Annotated in this window: 9 protein-coding genes; all 9 read right to left on the bottom strand. The window is 49.0% G+C overall.

Going from position 1 to position 18,850, the window contains the following annotated elements; translation table 11 throughout:
* Nucleotides 1-91: 91 nt before the first annotated feature.
* A complete protein-coding gene (locus LZG74_RS18085; protein ID WP_233797934.1) occupies nt 92-1,300 on the bottom strand; it encodes an inositol-3-phosphate synthase in 1,209 nt (402 codons plus the stop codon).
* Between the two features lie 178 nt (nt 1,301-1,478).
* A complete protein-coding gene (locus LZG74_RS18080; RefSeq protein WP_233797933.1) occupies nt 1,479-2,630 on the bottom strand; it encodes an efflux RND transporter periplasmic adaptor subunit in 1,152 nt (383 codons plus the stop codon).
* Between the two features lie 7 nt (nt 2,631-2,637).
* Nucleotides 2,638-6,999, bottom strand: a complete 4,362-nt coding sequence (locus LZG74_RS18075) for a CusA/CzcA family heavy metal efflux RND transporter (RefSeq protein WP_233797932.1) — start codon at nt 6,997-6,999, stop codon at nt 2,638-2,640.
* Between the two features lie 95 nt (nt 7,000-7,094).
* Nucleotides 7,095-7,454: a hypothetical protein gene (locus LZG74_RS18070; protein ID WP_233797931.1), complete on the bottom strand. Its 360-nt coding sequence runs from the start codon at nt 7,452-7,454 to the stop codon at nt 7,095-7,097.
* A 68-nt stretch (nt 7,455-7,522) separates the two neighbouring features.
* The gene (locus tag LZG74_RS18065) at nt 7,523-9,082 is read right to left on the bottom strand and encodes a glycoside hydrolase family 30 protein (protein ID WP_233797930.1); all 1,560 of its coding nucleotides are present in this window, start codon (nt 9,080-9,082) and stop codon (nt 7,523-7,525) included.
* A gap of 212 nt (nt 9,083-9,294) precedes the next feature.
* A complete protein-coding gene (locus LZG74_RS18060; protein WP_233797929.1) occupies nt 9,295-10,980 on the bottom strand; it encodes a RagB/SusD family nutrient uptake outer membrane protein in 1,686 nt (561 codons plus the stop codon).
* Nucleotides 10,981-10,991: 11 nt separating this feature from the next.
* A complete protein-coding gene (locus tag LZG74_RS18055) occupies nt 10,992-14,150 on the bottom strand; it encodes a TonB-dependent receptor (RefSeq protein ID WP_233797928.1) in 3,159 nt (1,052 codons plus the stop codon).
* A gap of 207 nt (nt 14,151-14,357) precedes the next feature.
* Entirely contained in the window at nt 14,358-18,551 is a 4,194-nt protein-coding gene (locus LZG74_RS18050; RefSeq protein WP_233797927.1) for a two-component regulator propeller domain-containing protein, read from the bottom strand.
* A 16-nt stretch (nt 18,552-18,567) separates the two neighbouring features.
* Nucleotides 18,568-18,810 carry a hypothetical protein gene (locus LZG74_RS18045; RefSeq protein ID WP_026631396.1) on the bottom strand — a complete coding sequence of 81 codons (243 nt, stop codon included), beginning with the start codon at nt 18,808-18,810 and terminating at the stop codon, nt 18,568-18,570.
* Nucleotides 18,811-18,850 lie beyond the last annotated feature (40 nt).

Raw genomic sequence — 18,850 nt, 5'->3', positions numbered from 1 at the left:
AACGAATATTCAGAAGAAATGGTCAGGAATGCAAACGAAACCCTGGTTAGGAAAGCTAAAACCAGGATCTCGATGCGTATTTATACATTGGTTACTCTGTTACTGCCGTTTTCGCCAGCTGCTTGCGTGTAGAGTCGGTAAGCTTGCGATTGGCAAGTGCATGGCATTCATAAATGGCATCGCTGAACATCATTTGCTCGGGCGGTGTTTTTTGGGTTGAAGCGGACGGACCTCTTAATGCACCCACAAGCCCCATTTCCCGCGCAACATACACGTAACGAATGGCATCAATGACCACGCCCGCTGAGTTGGGTGAGTCCTGAACCGAAAGCTGCGCGTCCAGGATCACAGGCGCTCCCATGAATCCTTCGAGTTCCAGCCGAAAATTGGCCACTTTGTTATCGCCATAATAAGCAATGTATTCCGACGGTCCCGCGTGCAGGAAGCTGTCCTGCGTGGAAATGCCGCGAATGTCGTTTTGCGCGCGGATGACATTCTCTTTGGAAATTTTCTTTGATTTGAGACGCGCCTTGTCTTCCATATTCAGGAAGTCGGTGTTGCCGCCTACATTGCGCTGAATGTGCGCTTTCACATGATGTCCACGCTCGAAAGCCAGTTCCTGTAACATTTGAGAAACAATGCTGGCGCCAAACTGGCTGCGCATATCGTCACCAATGATCGGAATGCCTGCATCAACGAAACGCTGTTCCCACTGCGGATCGGAAGCAATGAAAACCGGAATGCAATTCACCAGCGAGATGCCCAGTTCAAGGCAGATCTCAGCATAAAATTCGGTTGCCAGCTGTGATCCAACCGGCAGATAGTTAATCAGCACTTCGGCTTCATGCTGCCTGAGTTGCGCTACAATTTTACTGCGCATGGAGGCTACCAGATCCTTATTATACTGCTCGCTTTGCGCCAGGAAATCCGTTTCTGCCAACTCACTCTTGATCACAAAACGGTTCTCAGCCGGGTATGCTGCCATTTGCGGTGAAACACCATCCAGAACGGGCGACGGGTACACGGGCGCATCGGATTTGATGTCACTATTGAGGACAATTGTGCAGTTGGGTTTAGCAAAAATGGCTTCTCTTAAAGGCAAGCCGATCTTTCTCTCATCCACTTCAAAAGCGCAGACAAATTCAATGTCAGCCGCTTTATAACCCCCGATATCGTCTGCCATTAACCCCGATTTAAGTTCGGAAAACGTGGTGTAATATTCAACGCCCTGCACCAATGAACTCGCACAATTTCCAACGCCAACAATGGCAACCTTGATTCGTCCAGATTTATTCGACATTTGTATTTTTTGTTTAAATTATACTTTTTCAAACCGGGCATATCTTTTCAGTTTAATCTTGAAATAAATAGGCCCTCCAATACAAATAAAGCAGTTTTATCGCGTATTTTAAACTTTTTAAGAATTTTATGCAAACGTTTGCAATTTTATGAACCAGTTTGCACTATAACAATAAACCCTAGCCATCCTTTTCTGTATTCTTGATCTTCATGAGCAATGCATAAGCGTTTTTCACAACGAGCCTGGTGCTGTCGTCGATGCCGGTTGCTTCGATTTGTTGCTTGCCCTGGTTAATGACGCCGGGTTTGACGTGGATCATTTCAAAATTGCCGCTGCCGTTGTCGGTAAAAACGTAAAATTTGTTCTCCCAGCGCACGAGTGCATCCTCAGGAACGGTTAGTGCTTTTTTATTGCTGACCGACACCTCGCCGTTCATGAACATACCCGGCACAAGCGCCGAATTGTATTTTGTAAAATGGCAGTGCACCTCCGCCATCCTGTCCTGGTCGAGGCTTTTGGTGATCAGGATAATTTCAGCCTGGAATTTCTTCGACGGATCGCCATTGGTAAATGCGGTAACGCGCTGGCCTACCGACAATGCGCCGAGGTCCTTTTCAAACACATTCAAAACCAGATGAATGTCGCTCGGATTCACAAGCTCAAACAGCATATCCGTAGGCGCGGTGTATTTGCCCACATTGACATTGACTTTGGAAACGAAACCATTGATAGGCGATTTAATGGACACACTTTTGGAAATTTTGTCGGCTCTAAGGTGGGCCGGATCAATACCGATCACTTCGAGTTTTTGTGCCAATGCGCTCGCTAGTATGCGCTGGGTTTCCATTTCGGCCCTGGCTTGCTGAAAGACGCGGTCACTGCTGGCCTTGCTCGCATTCAGGTCGCGCTGGCGGTTGAACTCGGATTCTGCCAGAAGCAGCTTTTCCTTGGCGGTGAGATAATCCTGTTGTAGCTGGATAAACTGCATATCCTCCAATTCGGCAAGCACCTCGCCCTTGCGCACGTGCATGCCCGGAAGCATTTTAGTGGATTTCAAATAACCGCCCAGCGGAAAGCTGAGGCTAATCGTGCTTTGTGGCGGAACATCGATTTTCCCTTGCAGCGACAATACGCCGCTGATATCTTCCATTGCAGGTGTACCCACTTCTATGCCCACGCTTTTCTGCTGCGCATCGCTGATGGACACCATTTTTTCCGTTTGTGCGGAATCTGAAGCGGTGCTTTCCGGCTGTTCGGTTTCCCTTGAAGTCTTATCCGTGCAGGAAAACATGAGCAGCAAGCTCAGGCAAATAATGATATGATTTTTCATTTTCATGTTATAAGTTGTTCAGTTTCAACCATTCGATTACAGCCAGGTTATAGCTGTTCAATGCATTGATATATTCGTTTTTGATCGTGATCGCCTGGTCGGCGACAAGGGCCCATTGTAGAAAATCAATGTCGCCTTCCTGGAACTGCTGGTCGGCGGTGGTAATGATCAGGTCTGCGTTTTTGAGGCCCTGGCCTTCGTAATATTCCAGGCTCTGCCGGAATTTCCGTATCTGCTGACCGGCATTATCGAGCTCATTACGCAGCCTCAAACTGATCAGGTCCGATTGCTTTTGATTCCTTTCCCAATCGAGTTTTGCAGCAGCCACACGGGCATTGTGGGCTTTGAAAAACAACGGTATACCAATGCCCGCACTGACATAACCAAACCTTTTCCCCGCACCGTAATTAAGCTCCTGCCCCCGCACGACCTGCGGCCCGATGAGCGTCTGATTGTTATAGCCAATGGTGAAATCCGGCAGGAGTTTCGACTTTTCTGTTTGCCAGCGATAACGGGCTGCATCCTGCTGATGACGGGCCAGTTCCATCAACGGCAGCTCTTGCATAGCAGTCGAGTCGGATAGTGTCAACGGGTCATTTATCTTGGCACGATCCGCTTTTGGCACGTAAGATTTTGAATCCTGCAACAAGAAATCGAACTGTCTGGCCACGATTTCCAAGTCATTGTTGATCAGGTTCAATTGATTGGTAATCTGTTGCCTGCGTGTTTCGGCGGCTGTTTTTTCCAAAACATTGGCAGCTCCTTTCTCAAAACGAAGATTGGATTTTGTCTCAAATAACCGGTAAACACTATCTGCGTAAACGAGTAACCGCCTGCGTTCGGTGAGGGAAGTATATTCAAAATACAGTTGGCGGACATGGGCACGGATTTCCTGTTCGGTAAGCTTTGTGGTGGCCCGGGTGGCGAGAAAATTAGCTTCCAGCACTTTTCGCTGATTGGCATAAACGGTTGGAAAACTAAATGTTTGACTAATCCCGATGCGGTTGTCCTTATTAATGCTGTTAACCTGGCCGTAATCTGCACTGACATTCGTTTTGGCCATATCAAACGAGCTGGATTGCAGGCGTTCGCTTGCGTTTTCAGCCAGCCGGTCGCTTTTTATCTGCAAATTTTTATTCAGGGCCAACTGAATGGCAGAGTCCAGACCAATGGGCGTTTGCGCGGTTTGGGAGAAACCAATGTGGGCAAAGCAAATGAGCAGCAATGTTAATGCTGGTTGAAGCCCTTTGATCTTTGGTTTTTTATCAAACAACAAATACAAACCTGGCAGCACAAAAAGCGTGAGCAATGTGGCGCTGATCAGCCCGCCTATCACCACCGTTGCCAGCGGGCGCTGCACCTCCGCTCCTGCACCATTGCTGAGCGCCATTGGCAAAAACCCGAGCGAAGCAACCGAGGCTGTCATCAACACCGGGCGAAGGCGGTTGCGCGTGCCGGTCATCACCACTTCCCATGCATCATGGATCAAGCCTTCCTTCCGGATCCTGTTGAACTCGGAAAGGAGCACAATGCCATTGAGCACTGCTACGCCAAATAATGCGATGAAGCCGACGCCAGCCGAAATACTGAACGGCATCCCGCGCAACGCAAGCCCGAAAACGCCGCCGATTGCCGAAAGGGGAATGGCCGTGTAGATCAGCAAACCGTCTTTGACCGAAGAAAATGCAAAATAAAGCATGATGAATATCAATAGCAGCGCGATGGGAACGGCGATCATAAGCCGGGATTTTGCTTGTTGTAGATTCTCGAACGCACCACCGTAAGTAATGCTGTACCCAGGCTCGAATTTCATTTTTGCGTCCACCTTCTCCTGCAACTCTTCCACAATAGACTGCACATCTCGCCCCCGGACATTGAAACCGACAATGATCCGCCTGCGCGTATTCTCGCGCTGGATCTGGTTCGGGCCTTCCACTTCCTGAATGCTGGCGACCTGGTAAAGCGGGATCTGAACCCCGCCGGGCGTGGTGATAAGCAAGTTTTGGACATCCGTAATGTTCCTTCGGCCTTCGTTACCTACCCGTACGACGAGGTCAAATTTCTTTTCACCTTCATAGATCTGCCCTGCGGCGGCTCCGGCGAAAGCTGCGTTAATGGTGCGGTTTACGTCGTCAATGTTCATGCCGTACTTGGCAATTTCATCCCGGTTGAATTCAATCACGACCTGTGGCATCCCGGTCACTTTTTCAATGTACCAATCCGCCGTTCCGGCGACGGTTTTGGAAATGCTGCCGAGTTGTTCGGCATAGGCAGCAAGCTTGTCGAGGTCTTCGCCGAATATTTTACAAACCACATCCTGCTTGGCTCCGGTCATCAACTCGTTGAAACGCATTTGAACCGGATACTGAAAGCCTGTTGTCACGCCGGGCATCACTTCCTGCGCCGTAGCGGCCATTTTGCTGGCCAGGTCAGGGAATGTTTCCGCACTTTTCCACTCGGCTTTATCCTTTAACACAATGATCATGTCACCGCCTTCAATGGGCATGGGATCGGTGGGGATTTCGGCGCTTCCGATGCGGGACACTATTTTTTCGACCTCGGGATAGTCGGCTTTCAGCTTTTCGGAAATGACTTTGAATGCGTCAATAGTCGTGCTGAGGTTAGTGCCGACGAGCAGTCTCGTTTCAGTGGCGAAATCACCTTCTTCGAGTTGCGGGATAAATTCTCCACCCATTTGTGTAAATAAAAACACGGCAAATCCGAACAATGCAAAAGCGGAAACGACAAGCGTTTTCCTGATCCTTAATGCGCCGGAAAGCAAGCGGGCATAACCGTTTTCCAGCCGTGTCATAATGCGGTCTGAGAAATTTGGTTTGTGCACGATCTTTTTGCTGATAAGCAATGCACTGATCATGGGAATGTAGGTCAATGATAAAATGAATGCGCCCATGACTGCGAATGCAACCGTCTGTGCCATAGGCTTGAACATTTTACCTTCGATGCCGGAAAGCGAAAGAATGGGCAGATAAACGATCAGGATAATGATCTGCCCGAACACCGCGGCATTCATCATCCGTGATGCCGAGCCCGTAACCTCCTCATCCATTTCTGCCTGTGTAACCCTTTCTGTATTGAGATATTTTTTGGAGAAATGCATGTGATGCAAAATCGCCTCTACAATGATCACCGCGCCGTCCACGATCAGGCCGAAATCCAGCGCGCCCAGGCTCATCAGGTTTCCGCTAACGCCGAAAAGATTCATCATTGTGATGGCAAACAGCATGGAAAGCGGGATTACGGAAGCCACAATCAGCCCCGCACGCAGGTTACCCAGGAAAAGAACGAGTATCAGAACCACGATGAGGGCACCTTCCAGCAGATTGTGCTCTACTGTTCCAATAGCGTTATTCACCATCTTGGTCCGGTCCAGAAACGGCTCGATTTCCATGCCTTCGGGCAATGTTTTCTGGATTTCGGCTACACGCAACTTTACATTTTTGATCACCTCGGAAGAATTTCCGCCTTTCAGCATCATCACAATGCCACCTGCGAGCTCACCTTTGCCCGCCATCGTGAGCGCACCATAACGAATGGCTGAACCGAGCCGCACATCTGCCACGTGGCTGATGAGCACCGGCGTGCCGTTATTCGTATTCTTCACCACAATCTTCCGAATGTCATCCATCGAACCGGCCAGCCCGACGCTTCGTATATACATTACAGTGGGACCTTTCTCTATATACGCGCCGCCTGTATTCTGGTTGTTCCGGCTTAGCGCAGTGAAGACGTCGCTGATTGAAATGTTCAGCGCTTTGAGGTTGGCGGGGATCACGGCGACCTCATATTGTTTCAGGTCGCCGCCGAATGTGGACACGTCTGCAACTCCCGGCGTGCCGAGCAATTGTCTGCGTACGATCCAATCCTGCGTGGTGCGCAGGTCGGCGAGTGAATATTTTTTCTCAAAACCATCTTTGGGTTTCAGTACATACTGGTAGATCTCCCCCAGCCCGGTTGTGGCCGGCGCAAGCTGCGGCGTGTTGGCATCATCGGTGATTTCTACTTGCGAGAGCCTTTCTGTAACCTGCTGCCGCGCCCAGTACACATCGGATTCGTCATCAAAAACAATGCTGATGAGCGAAAGCCCGAAGCGGGACATGCTGCGACTTTCTTTGAGGCCGGGAATGTTGCTGATGGCCTGCTCGATGGGAAAAGTAATGAGGCGCTCCACGTCTTCGGCGCCTAATGACGGTGCGGTGGTAATGACCTGCACCTGGTTATTGGTAATGTCGGGAACGGCATCTATGGGCAACTGTGTAACTTCATACGCGCCGTAAATAACCCACAGCAGCATGAATATCCCAATTACCAGTTTGTTCTTCACAGAGAACCGGATAATTCTGTTCAGCATATCGAATCAAAATAAATATATAGCAAATGAGGCCATATGCGCCCGGATAGAGCACAAATGGAGTTCAGGAGCGGGTCCTGGACATTGATATATATTTAAACTCGGGGCGGGCGGAAGAGGGAGCCCAGCGTGGTGTTGTACGCGACCTGAGGCTGGTCGGGGCCGTAATCGGCCTTGCTGATTGGTTGTGAATGGTGTACAAATGTGAACCGTTCCGGGTGGGCAACGAAGAAGAAACTGGCATGGTGCATTTCAATCTTCTTGAAAGGCAGCTGCATATCCTTTTCGTCGTCATTATCGTTCAGATCTTCGCCCCAGTAATGCATGGAAAGGAAGTCCACGAAACTCACATTCTGATCCAGTGATTTGTGTTCGAGAAAATGCTTGATAAGCGACGGCGCCTTCATCACCTGATACAAGGATGTTGTATCAAGAATGACAATCGTCAGGAGCATATTTCGGATAAACCTTTTCACGGCCTAAAAATAGCCCCCGACGACTGTAATCACAAGTAAAATGATTTTTATTGCGCCAGCCTGCCCACGATGGTCACAATACTTTTTGCCTCGATCGACACCGGACTTCCGGCTATAACCGATACGGGTTCAAGGTCAGCGGAGGCGGATGTTTTGTAGATTTTAACGTTGGAAAGCTTGTTTGCCGACGAATTCAATGTTATATCGGTTGCTTTGGACTGGTCATTGATGATGATCGTTACAAGCTGGTTATCCGTGTTTTTATACGAAGAAATCAACAATCCTTCGCTGGCAGCAGAAGCCGAAACTTCGGTCCTTACTGCACCCGGACGCACGAAACGGCTGTAATTACCCAATGCCCACAGCATTTTGGATGACTGGTAACTGCCGTCAGTTTTGTTTTTGTCTATATAAATCAGGCCGTCTTTGTAATCATAGGGTGAAATCGCAATCCACCAGTGCCAGGCCGAAGCATTGGCATTCACCAGATCATTGTGGATCACTTTGGCTATGTAAATTCCTGCATCGATCCCCAGGTCACGCCCCGAACCCTGGATCTCGCCTTCATTATCTCCCAAAATACAATATTCCGACATCCAGTATTTCAGTCCCGGCGTTGCTTGCGATGCTTTCGCAATTTCCTGTCTTTTTGAGGCAGCCTTGGCATAAGGAGAAGTTGTGAAATAACTATGTCCGGAAATGGTTTGGGTCAGATTAGGCAGGTTACCAATGTAATCCGGCGATGATTTATCAAAGAACGCGTGGATCTGGTTACCTCTGCCCTGCTTGTTGAATTCAGAATAGAGATAATCAATCTGCCCGGCTTCGGCCACGTCGATCTTGGTAGACAGCTTGTTTTTGAGCAATGCTGCACTCAGCGATCTGGTGATGCCTGCAATCTCATTGTTATAAAACGGCGTCCCTTCCTGCCCGCCATCGCTCCAGTCCCACTGCGGCTCATTTACCGGACTAATGTGGTTGAAAGTGATGCCCGTCTTTTCGCGCACGCCGCTCACGACATTGGCCATAAATTCGCCGTATTTATTAAAGTTTTCGGCCGTTAAATTCGGCTTTCCTGCATTGGCATAACCCTTTTTGTTCACGGTAAATTGCACCGGCGGGCTGTTCGGGAATGCAAGAAACTCGTTGACGCCACGCTCTTTCGCAGCTTTCAGAAACCAGATCTGCCCGGCCTGCTTATTCCAGTTGTAAGTGCCATTGTCATTTAAAAACGACTCAGCACGCCGCCATTCGTCCTTAATCCCGCTTGCATCGCCCTGCTCAGCCGTTCCGGCACCAATGTTGAACCGCCATAATGACAAGCCGATGCCCTTCGGCTTCCCGCTACCAAGCGTATCGCTGCTGAAAAGCAAATCGGCAATCCCATTCCGTTTCGCATCCGGCCACTTGCCCACAAACTGGCAGGACCACGCATCCGAAGCTCCAAAATGGTCAATCGTCTGGAAAGTTTTGGCCGGGTTAACCGTAATAGCAACAGGCTCCGCTTTCCCACCAGGACCATTAACAGTCCCCGGCGTTGCTGAGGAGCAGGATGTGAGTGTCAGGGCCAGGAGAAGTGTTGGGAGAAGTTTGTTTGTTGGGTTCAAGGTGTTTTTGGGGTTGGGTTAGTGATGTTCATTGGAGCTTGGGGCTTTTGGGGTGCCCAGCGACTTAGTGCTAGCCCTTCGGCTCCGCTCAGGGTGACAGAGCAGATGACCTGTCACCCTGAGCGGAGCCGAAGGGCTTCCACCCAAGCTACCGGCTAGCACAACGCCCCGTCACCCTGAGCGGACCGGGCCGCCGGGCGGCCGAAGGGAAATCAATACCCAGGATTCTGTTCCAGCTTATTGTTCGAAGCCTGGATCTCGGCTCTTGGGATTGGCAGCCAGTATTGCTTTTCGGTGAATGCTTTGCCGGTTAGGGCTTCCTTTACCTTGTAAGTGAAGGCGTTGCCGCTTTTACCGATTTCGATGCCGTTTGCTGGTGCATTTTCTGTTACGTTGGCAATTTTCCAGCGGCGGACGTCGTAGAAGCGGTGCTCTTCGAAGGCTAGCTCGATGCGGCGCTCGTTACGGATTTTTTCACGCATCTGCGCTTGGGTCAGCCCTGCTTTCAATACGGGCATCATTACGCCTGGGCGTCGTCTGATTGCGTTGATGGCTGCGTATACGGATGCATCCGGGCCTACTGCTTCGTTTTGCGCTTCTGCGTAGTTGAGCAGGATTTCGGCGTAGCGGAAGTAGATCCACGTTTGTGTTCCGGCGATGTCCCATGGATTGTCAATCGGCAGGGCGTCGTTCATGAATTTTTTCAAATAGTAACCAGTCTTGGAAGTGTTCCAGTTGGATGGGCCATCCTTGCTGTCTTTTCCACCCGGCGTGAAGGTCTGGATTGTGCTTCCACGATAGGGCGCGCCGTTGTAGAGAATGGTTTCGTAAAAACGCGGATCTCTTCCTTTGTAGGGATCTTGCGGATTATAGCTGGTTCCGGTTTCTGTAATTCTGGTCCCGTCCATCATCTCGTAATCATTTACCAGGTTTTGAACCGGAACATTGCCGCCCCAGGCATTGTAGCTATTCGGGCCGTTGGCAATTTCAAGCGCCACGTGGCGTGCTCCCTGTGCGTAAAGACGGCCGAAAATGATCTCAGAATGGTCGGCTACTGTAAATATTTTGCCATAACCGCCTGTATAAAGGCTGTATTTATTCATATCCATTACTGCTTTGGAAGCGGCGGCTGCCTGCGCCCATGTTGCAGCGTTGTACAAAGGACTCGCACCGTAAAGCAACAATCTCGCTTTCAAGGCCAGAGCGGCTCCTTTGGTAGCGCGGCCCAGCTTCCAGGATCCGTTGTCATTGTCCTTGGGCAAAAGCGCCGTGGCTTCGTCCAGTTGTGCAACTGCATATTCAACTCCCGCCTTGATTTCCGAGCGGGTGAAAAGGTCCTGACTTGTGAGGTCGTCGCCGAGTTCTGTCACTTTATCGCCCATTAAAACCACTTTTCCATAGTTTCGGATCAGGTCGTGATAGCGGAAGGCACGAAGGAATTGGAGTTCTCCTTTTAATCTGTCCTTTTTACCCTGACTCATCGGAACCTTGTCCACATTGGCCAGCGCATAGTTGATCTCGCGAATGCTTCTGTAACTTCTGCCCCAAAGAGTTCCGGCGATGCCTGTGTTTTCAGGTGCAAGCTGTCCACGCTGGATCACCCAGGTGTTGTCATCGTTGTTGTAAATGGATTCGTCGGTAAGTGACGACCACATGGCGTATTCGAAACCGCGTCCGAAACCTGGCAAAGTGCCTTCCGCTTCTTTATCGGTAAGGCGTGTGCCCATGTAGCGGTTGATCACGTATGCCTCAAAAAGGACCGAGTCGGATAAGATGGATGCATCGGAAACACGGTCGGTAGGAACCACATCCAGGAAATTTTCCTGGCAAGCCACAACCACGAGCCCGCAAGCTCCGCAAACGGCTGTGATCAGTATATTTTTTAATTGCTTTATCATTTCAGTAGTCTTTAAAACTTAATGTTCAAACCCAGGTTCAAAATCCTCTGCTGCGGATAAAACTGTCCGCTCGTGCTGTTTCCTTCGGGATCGTAATCTTTTACACCGGTGATTGTAAACAGGTTAAATGCGCTGGCATAAATTCTCAGGGAAGCTATCTTGATCTTCGACAATGCGTCTTTTGGCAATGTGTACCCCACTTCAATATTTTTCAAACGCACAAAGGATGCGTTATCAAGCCAGAATGTGTTGGCATAAAGCCCACCATTGATCGAAGACGAAGCGCGTGTATCCACTCTCGGATAAGAACCTTCGGGGTTAGCAGGGCTCCAACGGTTGTCGGCCCAGCTGCTGTAAAAGTTTCCTACCTGGCCCGATTCGGGAAGCACATACTGGCTTACCATGCCTTGTCCGGAAAAAACAACCGACGCATCAAACGCTTTGTAACCGCCATTCAAAACCAATCCGTAAGTCAGCAAAGGCACATTTCCGTAAGGTGTCCGGGTCTGATCGTCGGCTGTGATCTGGCCGTCGCCGTTGTAATCTTCCAGGATTAAATCTCCCAGTTGAGCGCCCTTCAGGTGCGGATATGCGTCCAGTTCTGCCTGCGTGCGGAAAATGCCAATTGAGTTATACAGCAGGTTGGTGTAGAGTGGGCCGCCTGTCTGACGCTGATAATCCAATGTTCCCGGTGCTTCGTCTATAAACACGACCTTGCTTTTTGCATAAGTCACGTTACCTGAAATGTTGTAGCGGAATGTGCCTGAATGGTTATAGCCCAATGTAGCCTCAAAACCCGCGCTGTTGACCTTTCCAATGTTCTGATCGGGCACCAATGGCGTGTTATCATTCGTTTTGAACGGGTTAACTATACCGGAAGTGTTCGGAATGGAAGCATTTCTGGCAGCAAGGATATCAGATCTTTTTTGTTGGAAATAAATTACTTCCAGACTGAAATTTTTCAGGAAAACTGCATTCAAACCAATGTCCATTTTCTTGGCAACTTCCCATGTAATGTTCGGGTTGGCAAGTTTGGTAAGGTCGATACCCGGCGTGATCACATTGGAACCCAGCACATACTGATTTACAAACGAGTAATTGTTGTAATACTGGAATTGACCCACATTATCATTACCCAGTGAACCATAGGAAGCACGGATTTTCAGATCATTGATAAAATTCACGCTGTTTTTAAACCAATCCTCTTCCGAGATACGGTAACCTGCTGATATAGAAGGAAAAAAGCCAAATTGCTTTCCTTTCGGGAATACGGATGAACCATCGATACGCGCCTGCACTTCGGCCAGGTATTTTTCGCTGAAATTGTAAGCGATACGCCCGATCACACTTTTACGGGTGAAGTTATAGCTGCTTCCGGAGTTGTTTTTGTCCGTTGCCGCTGCACCTCCCTGCGAAAGTTCCGGTGTGGAAACCGTCGGATAGTTGATGCGGGAAGCGTCGAATTTCACTTCGTTGCGCTTGTTCTGCTCGTAAGCGACGAATGCATTTACATTGTGATTGCCTAGTTGTCTCAAAAAGCTCACACGGATGTTCTGGGTAATGTTGGTAATGTTCAGTTGCGATTGCGTGAGTGAAGCAAGGCCCGCAGAACCACCCGTTACCACTGCATTATAAGCGCCGGTGTCGCCATTGTAATTATAAAGCGTGTAAGGCGTGCTGAAACTTTTGGAAAAATTGAATGATTTATCCACGGAGTAAAACCCGTCAGCAGACAGCCCTTCTACAAACGGCATGTTGTAGCTGGCACGAACGATCCCGTTGAATACCGAAGTCGGGTTGCTGGTGGTTCCACCCATATCCGTTCCTAACACGACCGGATTGCTGTTTTCCACGCCTGTCGAGTAATTTCCGTTCGGGTAGCGCGAGATAACGGTTGGGTAAGCGCGGTAAATGGAGCGGAAAGTGTTCCCCGCAGACGAAATAGGAAATTGTCTGTTCTCCTGACGGCCTGATAAAGAAAGGCTTACTTTAAAATCCTGCGTTACATTAGCGTCAATGTTCGATCTGAAATTGTATTGCTTGTATTTCGTAGCGCCGTTTTTATACAAACCATCCTGGTAAATCGTCCCCAGCGACACATAGTATTTTACATTCTCCGTTCCACCATTGATGCCCAGATTGTGCTGATTTTGCAATGCAAAACTTTTCAGCGTCTCTTTCTGCCAGTTGGTGTTCGGGTAATTCAATGGGTCCGATCCGTTCTTGAACTTCTCAATTTCTTCGGCTGTATAAAACTGGTTCATGCCGCCGGCAGGGTTGTTATAGTAGTCGATTTCGTTCAAAATCGATGCGTATGTCGGGGCGTCGGCCAGGTTTGGAAGCCTGGTTGGTGATGAAAAACCCTGGTTGAAGCTGTAAGAGATCACCGGCTTGCCTGTTGTTCCCCTTTTGGTTGTAACCAGGATCACACCGTTGGCAGCGCGGCTTCCGTAAACAGCTGCCGAAGCGTCTTTCAGTATTGAAATGCTTTCAATGTCATTGGGGTCCAAACGTTCCAAACCGCCCACCTGGCCAGGAATCCCGTCGACCACGATCAGCACGTCGTTGTTTCCTGTGGATGCGAAACCGCGGATGGTGTAGCTGGAACCGTCATAACCCGGCTCTCCGCCTCTGTTATTGGCCACAAAACCCGAAAAACGACCTGCCAGTGAGTTGGAAAGGTTTGGCTGCGGACTTTTCACAATGTCAGCACCCTTTACTTCCGACACCGAGCCGGTCAACGTTGCTTTTTTCTGTGTGCCGTATCCTACCACCACGATCTCCTGCAATGTTTTGTCATTGGTCACGAGTTTTACGTCGATTTCACTGCGGTTAGCCACAGCAACTTCCTGGTTGATATAGCCAATGTAGGTAAATACGAGCGTGCCGTTGGCGTCGGGAATGTTGAGTGAATATTTCCCGTCTGCGTCAGTCGTGGTTCCTGTCGAGGTTCCTTTTAAGATTACGCTGGCGCCCGGAAGTGCGTCGCCGTTGTCGGCAGTAACCGTTCCTTTTACCGTGATTGCAGACTGCGCGACAGCAACCTGCGTGTAGCCGAAAAACGCGATAGCGGCCAGGAACACAGTCAGCCGGATATGCTTCCACATCCTGCCCTCAGTTTCGTTAAGCATTCCAGGCAAAGCCCACTTGCTTCGAAAAGATTTTATCATAAATCGATGTTTAAAATAATTAAGGTGATTGGTTGTCAGCACAAAAAAAGCATGTCGCCCTTTTTATGAATTGATCAATCAAAAGTATGATTATTTGTATTTGACCGACAGGGGTCATTTTCACATTAAGAAGGGGGTATATCAATAAAAAGCGCCCGATTCGGGAAAAATCGGGCGCTTCGAAAAGAAATTTTGTAACTGAATCGGCTAATTGTCCAATTTATTTTGAAAAACACCCCTGTTTACCTGGAAATTCTCATGGAACGGATTTCGGTATTTTTTGACATATTCCGAGGGCTTCATTTCGAAAAGCTTGTAAAATTGCTCCCTGAAATACTTGATATCATTGATCCCGACCTGGTAAGCCACCTCTGAAATCGTGATGTCGGTCGTGATCAATATCTGGGCTGCGCGGCGCAGGCGGATGAAGCGGATGAAGCTGTTGGTGGATTGCCCGGATATGGATTTGATGCGATTATACAAGGTCGAATGGCTCATGCCGATCTCGGCGGCGAGCACCTTAATGGAGAAGTCCGGATCGGTCAGATGGTTCTCGACAACCCGGATACATTCTTTCAAAAATTCTTTATACTCGGAGGAGATTTTGGAGTCATTGGCCTGCAGTGTGATTTCATTGTAAAAGTATCGCTGCAGGTCATTGCGGCTTTTCAGGATCGCGTCCACGCGTGCCATTAGTAATGCTTTGTCAAACGGCTTGCTGATGTAATCGTCCGCGCCGCCTTCAATGCCTTTCAGCCGCGATTCCTGGGAAGTGCTGGCAGTGAGCAGAATAACGGGAATGTGGCTCAATGTGATGTCGCTTTTGATCTGGCTGCACATGTCGATGCCGCTGATGCCCTCCATGAAAACGTCGCTGATGACAATGTCGGGTAAATGTTTTCTGACCAGCAGGATGCCTTCTTCCCCATTCTCCGCCTGCAGAAGCTTGAATTTTCCTGCGAAAGCCTGGCCGATATACTGCCTGATATCCGCGTCGTCCTCCACGATAAGCATGGTCTTTACATCAGAACTCAGCTCTTCCACCACCAGCTGGTGACGCGAAATGGCCGATGGTGTGAGCATTACGCCATCTTCCGAGAGTTCTTCCAGCAACACAGAATTGCCTTCTTCCACAATGGTCAGCAGATCGGCGGACACCAACTGCGGATGCGCTTTCCAGAGCAAAACCTTGAAAACAGTGCCGCTGCCAACAACCGATTCGTAATGAATGCTCCCGAAATGGCTTTCAATAAAAGTTTTGGTTAAAAATAAACCAATGCCAAAACCGCCCTTGGAAGGAAACCGGCCGTCGTGGAATTGATGAAAAACGGAGAAGATGCTGTCGCCTACATTTGTAGGAATACCCGGGCCCGAATCGCTTACGGTAATCTGCACCTGATCGCCTGTTTCGCCGATTTCCAATGTCACACTTCCGTTTTTGGGCGTGTATTTGACCGCATTTGAAACGAGGTTGAAAAGCGCAATTTCTATTTTTTCACGATCTGCAACCAGTTCCAGGTCTTCGTTCGGGCTGATAAACTGATAATTAATGTGCTTCTGCTCAGCCTGATGCGTGAAACATTGAAAAACTTCGAGTGCCAGTTTGGTAATGTTCTGAATGGCCGGGTTCAGCTTGTCTGCTTCCCGGTCGGCCTTGCGGAAAAGCAGCAATTGATCCACCATACTCAGCAGACGTTTGGCATTCCGGTATACAATGTTGAGGCTGTTTTGATCGGGATGGCGGTTCTCTGCTTTGAGTAAGAGCTCTTTTACAGGGTTGATAATCAGCGTTAATGGTGTCCGGAACTCGTGGGAAATGTGTGTAAAGAAGGAAAGCTTCTTTTCGTTAAGCTCTTTCTCCTTCTGGGTTTCGAAATGCGCCATCTGCACCTCATATTTCAGGCGCGCCTGCCGGATCTTATATTGCTGGTAGTAGTAAATCACCAGCGCTGCGATGCCCATATAAAGCAGATAAGCCCACCAGGTCTGATACCACGGCGGCAGCACGCGCACATGCAGACCCGCCTCATTCTCAAACCATACACCATCCTGATTGGCCGATTTGACCTTGAACACGTAATCACCCGGCGGAAGATAACGGTAAGTCGCCGAGCGCTCGTTTTGCACATAGTTCCAATCCTGATCGAGGCCTTCCAGCTTGTAAGCGAATTGGTTACGGTCCGGATAAGCGTAGTTCAATGCGGTGTATTGAATGGTAAAAACCGACTGACTGGGCTGCAAAACAATCTCCTCCTGGTCAGCGATCTGTTTTTCCAGAATGACCTTTCCATCTTTTTTGGCACCCACGGCTACGCTTTGCCCGAATAATTGAAGCCCGGTGATCATTACTTTCGGCTTGTAATCAGATGGTTTAATGTCCGTTGGCACGAAGAGGTTCCAGCCTTCGGTGCCGCCAAAAACCATGGCATTGCTGCTTGCAATGTAGAGGGTGGAATTGGGATTGAACTGCCCGCCCTGCAACCCGTTGCTCTGGTCGTAATGGTCGATGCGGTTGCTGGGGAGATTGATCCGGGACACTCCCTTATTGGTACTAAACCATACATTATCAATGCTTTCCTCCTGAAATGCGTAGATCACATCATTCGCCAGGCCGTTCTTTTCGGTGAAATGTTTTGTTGTTCCATTTTTTGTGTCGTAAACCAAAAGTCCGTTTCCTTCCGATCCGATCCATAACCTCTCTTTGGCGTCGTAATGCAGCGAGAATATGATACGGTTTGACAAATATCCTGGTTTCCCCGGCTCGTTGAAAAACGACCTGAACTGCATCGTACTAACATTCAAATAGTTAAGCCCGCCGCCATAGGTTCCGATCCAGAGATTTCCCTGACTATCCTCGTCGATCGCCCTTACATCATTGGAATTAATGCTGCTGTTTGTGGTTACGAAGTTCCGGAACTTGCCGGTTTCACGGTCGAGCAGCGCGAGCCCGCCGCCATTGGTGCCTACCCACAAGTTGCGCTTGCGGTCTTCATAAATGACACGCACATCATTCTTGCCCAGGCTGGTCGGATCCCCGGGAATGTTCGCGAACTGTTTGAATGTATCTTTTTTAGGATCATACTGAAAAAGCCCGCCCGAATATGTGCCGAACCACAGATATTCGTCGCGCCCGCGATGCGCCGCTATGACGGCACCATCGGACAGCCCGCCCGGGGCGTTGGTAACCGCATAATGTTTAACGGTTTCTCCTGAGTTTTTGGTTTTATAAATACCATCTCCATCCGTTCCCAGCCACAGATAGCCATCTTTGTCCACGCACATTCCGTAAAATCGCAGGTAACTTTCGGCACGGGAGTCCTGTATTTTCTTTTCAAAACTCTTAAATTTTTCCGGAATGCTGCTGATCAGGTAGACGCCCTCGCCATAAGTTCCCAGCCAGATGTTGCGATCGGCATCCATATAAATCGTCTGGACCGAACGCTGCGTGATGCCTTCGTTTTGTGAGTTATTGACCTTTTCAAATGAGTATGCTTCCGGCTTATGGTCAGCTAATTGCGTCAGGTCAAGGCTGTACAGGCCGCCGTCCTGAACGCCTACCAGCAGCTGCCCGCGGTGGTTTTCGCGTAATGACAGGTAAATGTCGCTCCGGTGGTTTCCAGGAAGATGGATCACATAGAACCTGGCTTCATTCCGCTTAAAGAGAATCAGGCCTCTGGCCGAAGCGATCCAAATGTTGCTTAAATGGTCCTCGTAAATGCTGTTAATGCGGGTGGCTGGCAGACTTGCCAGGCTTATGTCCGCTTTTGAAAGCTTCCTGTTTTGACCTACTTCCAAAACATCAATTCCCGATTCCCGCGTGCCGAGCCATAGCAATCCTTTCGAATCCTCGAATGCACTCAGGATGGCATTTGTATTGAGTTTAGGGAGATTCTGCTTGTTATAGTAAGTGAACCGCTCTGCTTTTTTATCAAACAATGCAAACCCTGCTCCATTCAGTGAGATCCATAGGTTACCGTCCCTTGCCTGGGAAATATCACTTACGTCTGTGCCCGAAACGCCCTTATCAGGCATAGGCGTGTGGCGTTGGAAGATCTCTTTTTCGGCAATGAATTTATTAAGACCATTGCGGGAGCTGGTCCAGATGGTGCCGTCCCGGTCGCAAAAAACGGATTTGACATAGTTTCCGGAAAGACTTTGCTTGTCGTCGGGACTGTTTTTGAAGACTTTGAACGATGTGCCGTCGAAACGGTTGAGCCCGTCACCGGTTGCGAGCCACATCAGTCCCTGCTTATCCTGGACAATGCTGTTGACTATGCCAAATGACAAGCCTTCTTTCAGGGAATAGCGCAGCACTCTCCCATTCTCGGCCGCTAAAACAGGGAACATGCCCAGGTAAAACAAACCCAGGCTTATCAGATTTTTAAGGAACGTCCCCTTCATTTAAGTCACTCGCAGTTTACTTCAACCAACCCGCCTCTTTTGCCAAAAATAGCAATTCAATCACAACAACGATTCCCGTCACGGCAATTACCGCATATTTAATCTTGTTCTTTCTGCTGGTTGGTTGTTTTGGCTGTTCGACTTTTTTTTCAACAACTACTTTTTCAACAGGTTTCCTCATAAGCGGCATATCTGTGCCTAATTTAGCCTTATGAAGCTCAAATAGTTCCCTGCGCTTGTCGTCTAAATTTGAACTCATAAACCAAAGTATTTTTTACCTGACAAATAGATTCACAGTG

Source organism: Dyadobacter sp. CY327, from assembly GCF_021390415.1.
GTDB lineage: Bacteria > Bacteroidota > Bacteroidia > Cytophagales > Spirosomataceae > Dyadobacter > Dyadobacter chenhuakuii.
Note: the sequence above shows the minus strand (reverse complement) of the source record. Positions and strands in the feature narration are given on the sequence as shown.

What these genes read in the sequence shown, in the direction of transcription:
- LZG74_RS18055 (WP_233797928.1), bottom strand. Translation starts at nt 14,150, where the DNA reads ATGATAAAATCTTTTCGAAGCAAGTGGGCTTTGCCTGGAATGCTTAAC.
- LZG74_RS18060 (WP_233797929.1), bottom strand. Translation starts at nt 10,980, where the DNA reads ATGATAAAGCAATTAAAAAATATACTGATCACAGCCGTTTGCGGAGCT.
- LZG74_RS18080 (WP_233797933.1), bottom strand. Translation starts at nt 2,630, where the DNA reads ATGAAAAATCATATCATTATTTGCCTGAGCTTGCTGCTCATGTTTTCC.
- LZG74_RS18050 (WP_233797927.1), bottom strand. Translation starts at nt 18,551, where the DNA reads ATGAAGGGGACGTTCCTTAAAAATCTGATAAGCCTGGGTTTGTTTTAC.
- LZG74_RS18045 (WP_026631396.1), bottom strand. Translation starts at nt 18,810, where the DNA reads ATGAGTTCAAATTTAGACGACAAGCGCAGGGAACTATTTGAGCTTCAT.
- LZG74_RS18075 (WP_233797932.1), bottom strand. Translation starts at nt 6,999, where the DNA reads ATGCTGAACAGAATTATCCGGTTCTCTGTGAAGAACAAACTGGTAATT.
- LZG74_RS18070 (WP_233797931.1), bottom strand. Translation starts at nt 7,454, where the DNA reads ATGCTCCTGACGATTGTCATTCTTGATACAACATCCTTGTATCAGGTG.
- LZG74_RS18085 (WP_233797934.1), bottom strand. Translation starts at nt 1,300, where the DNA reads ATGTCGAATAAATCTGGACGAATCAAGGTTGCCATTGTTGGCGTTGGA.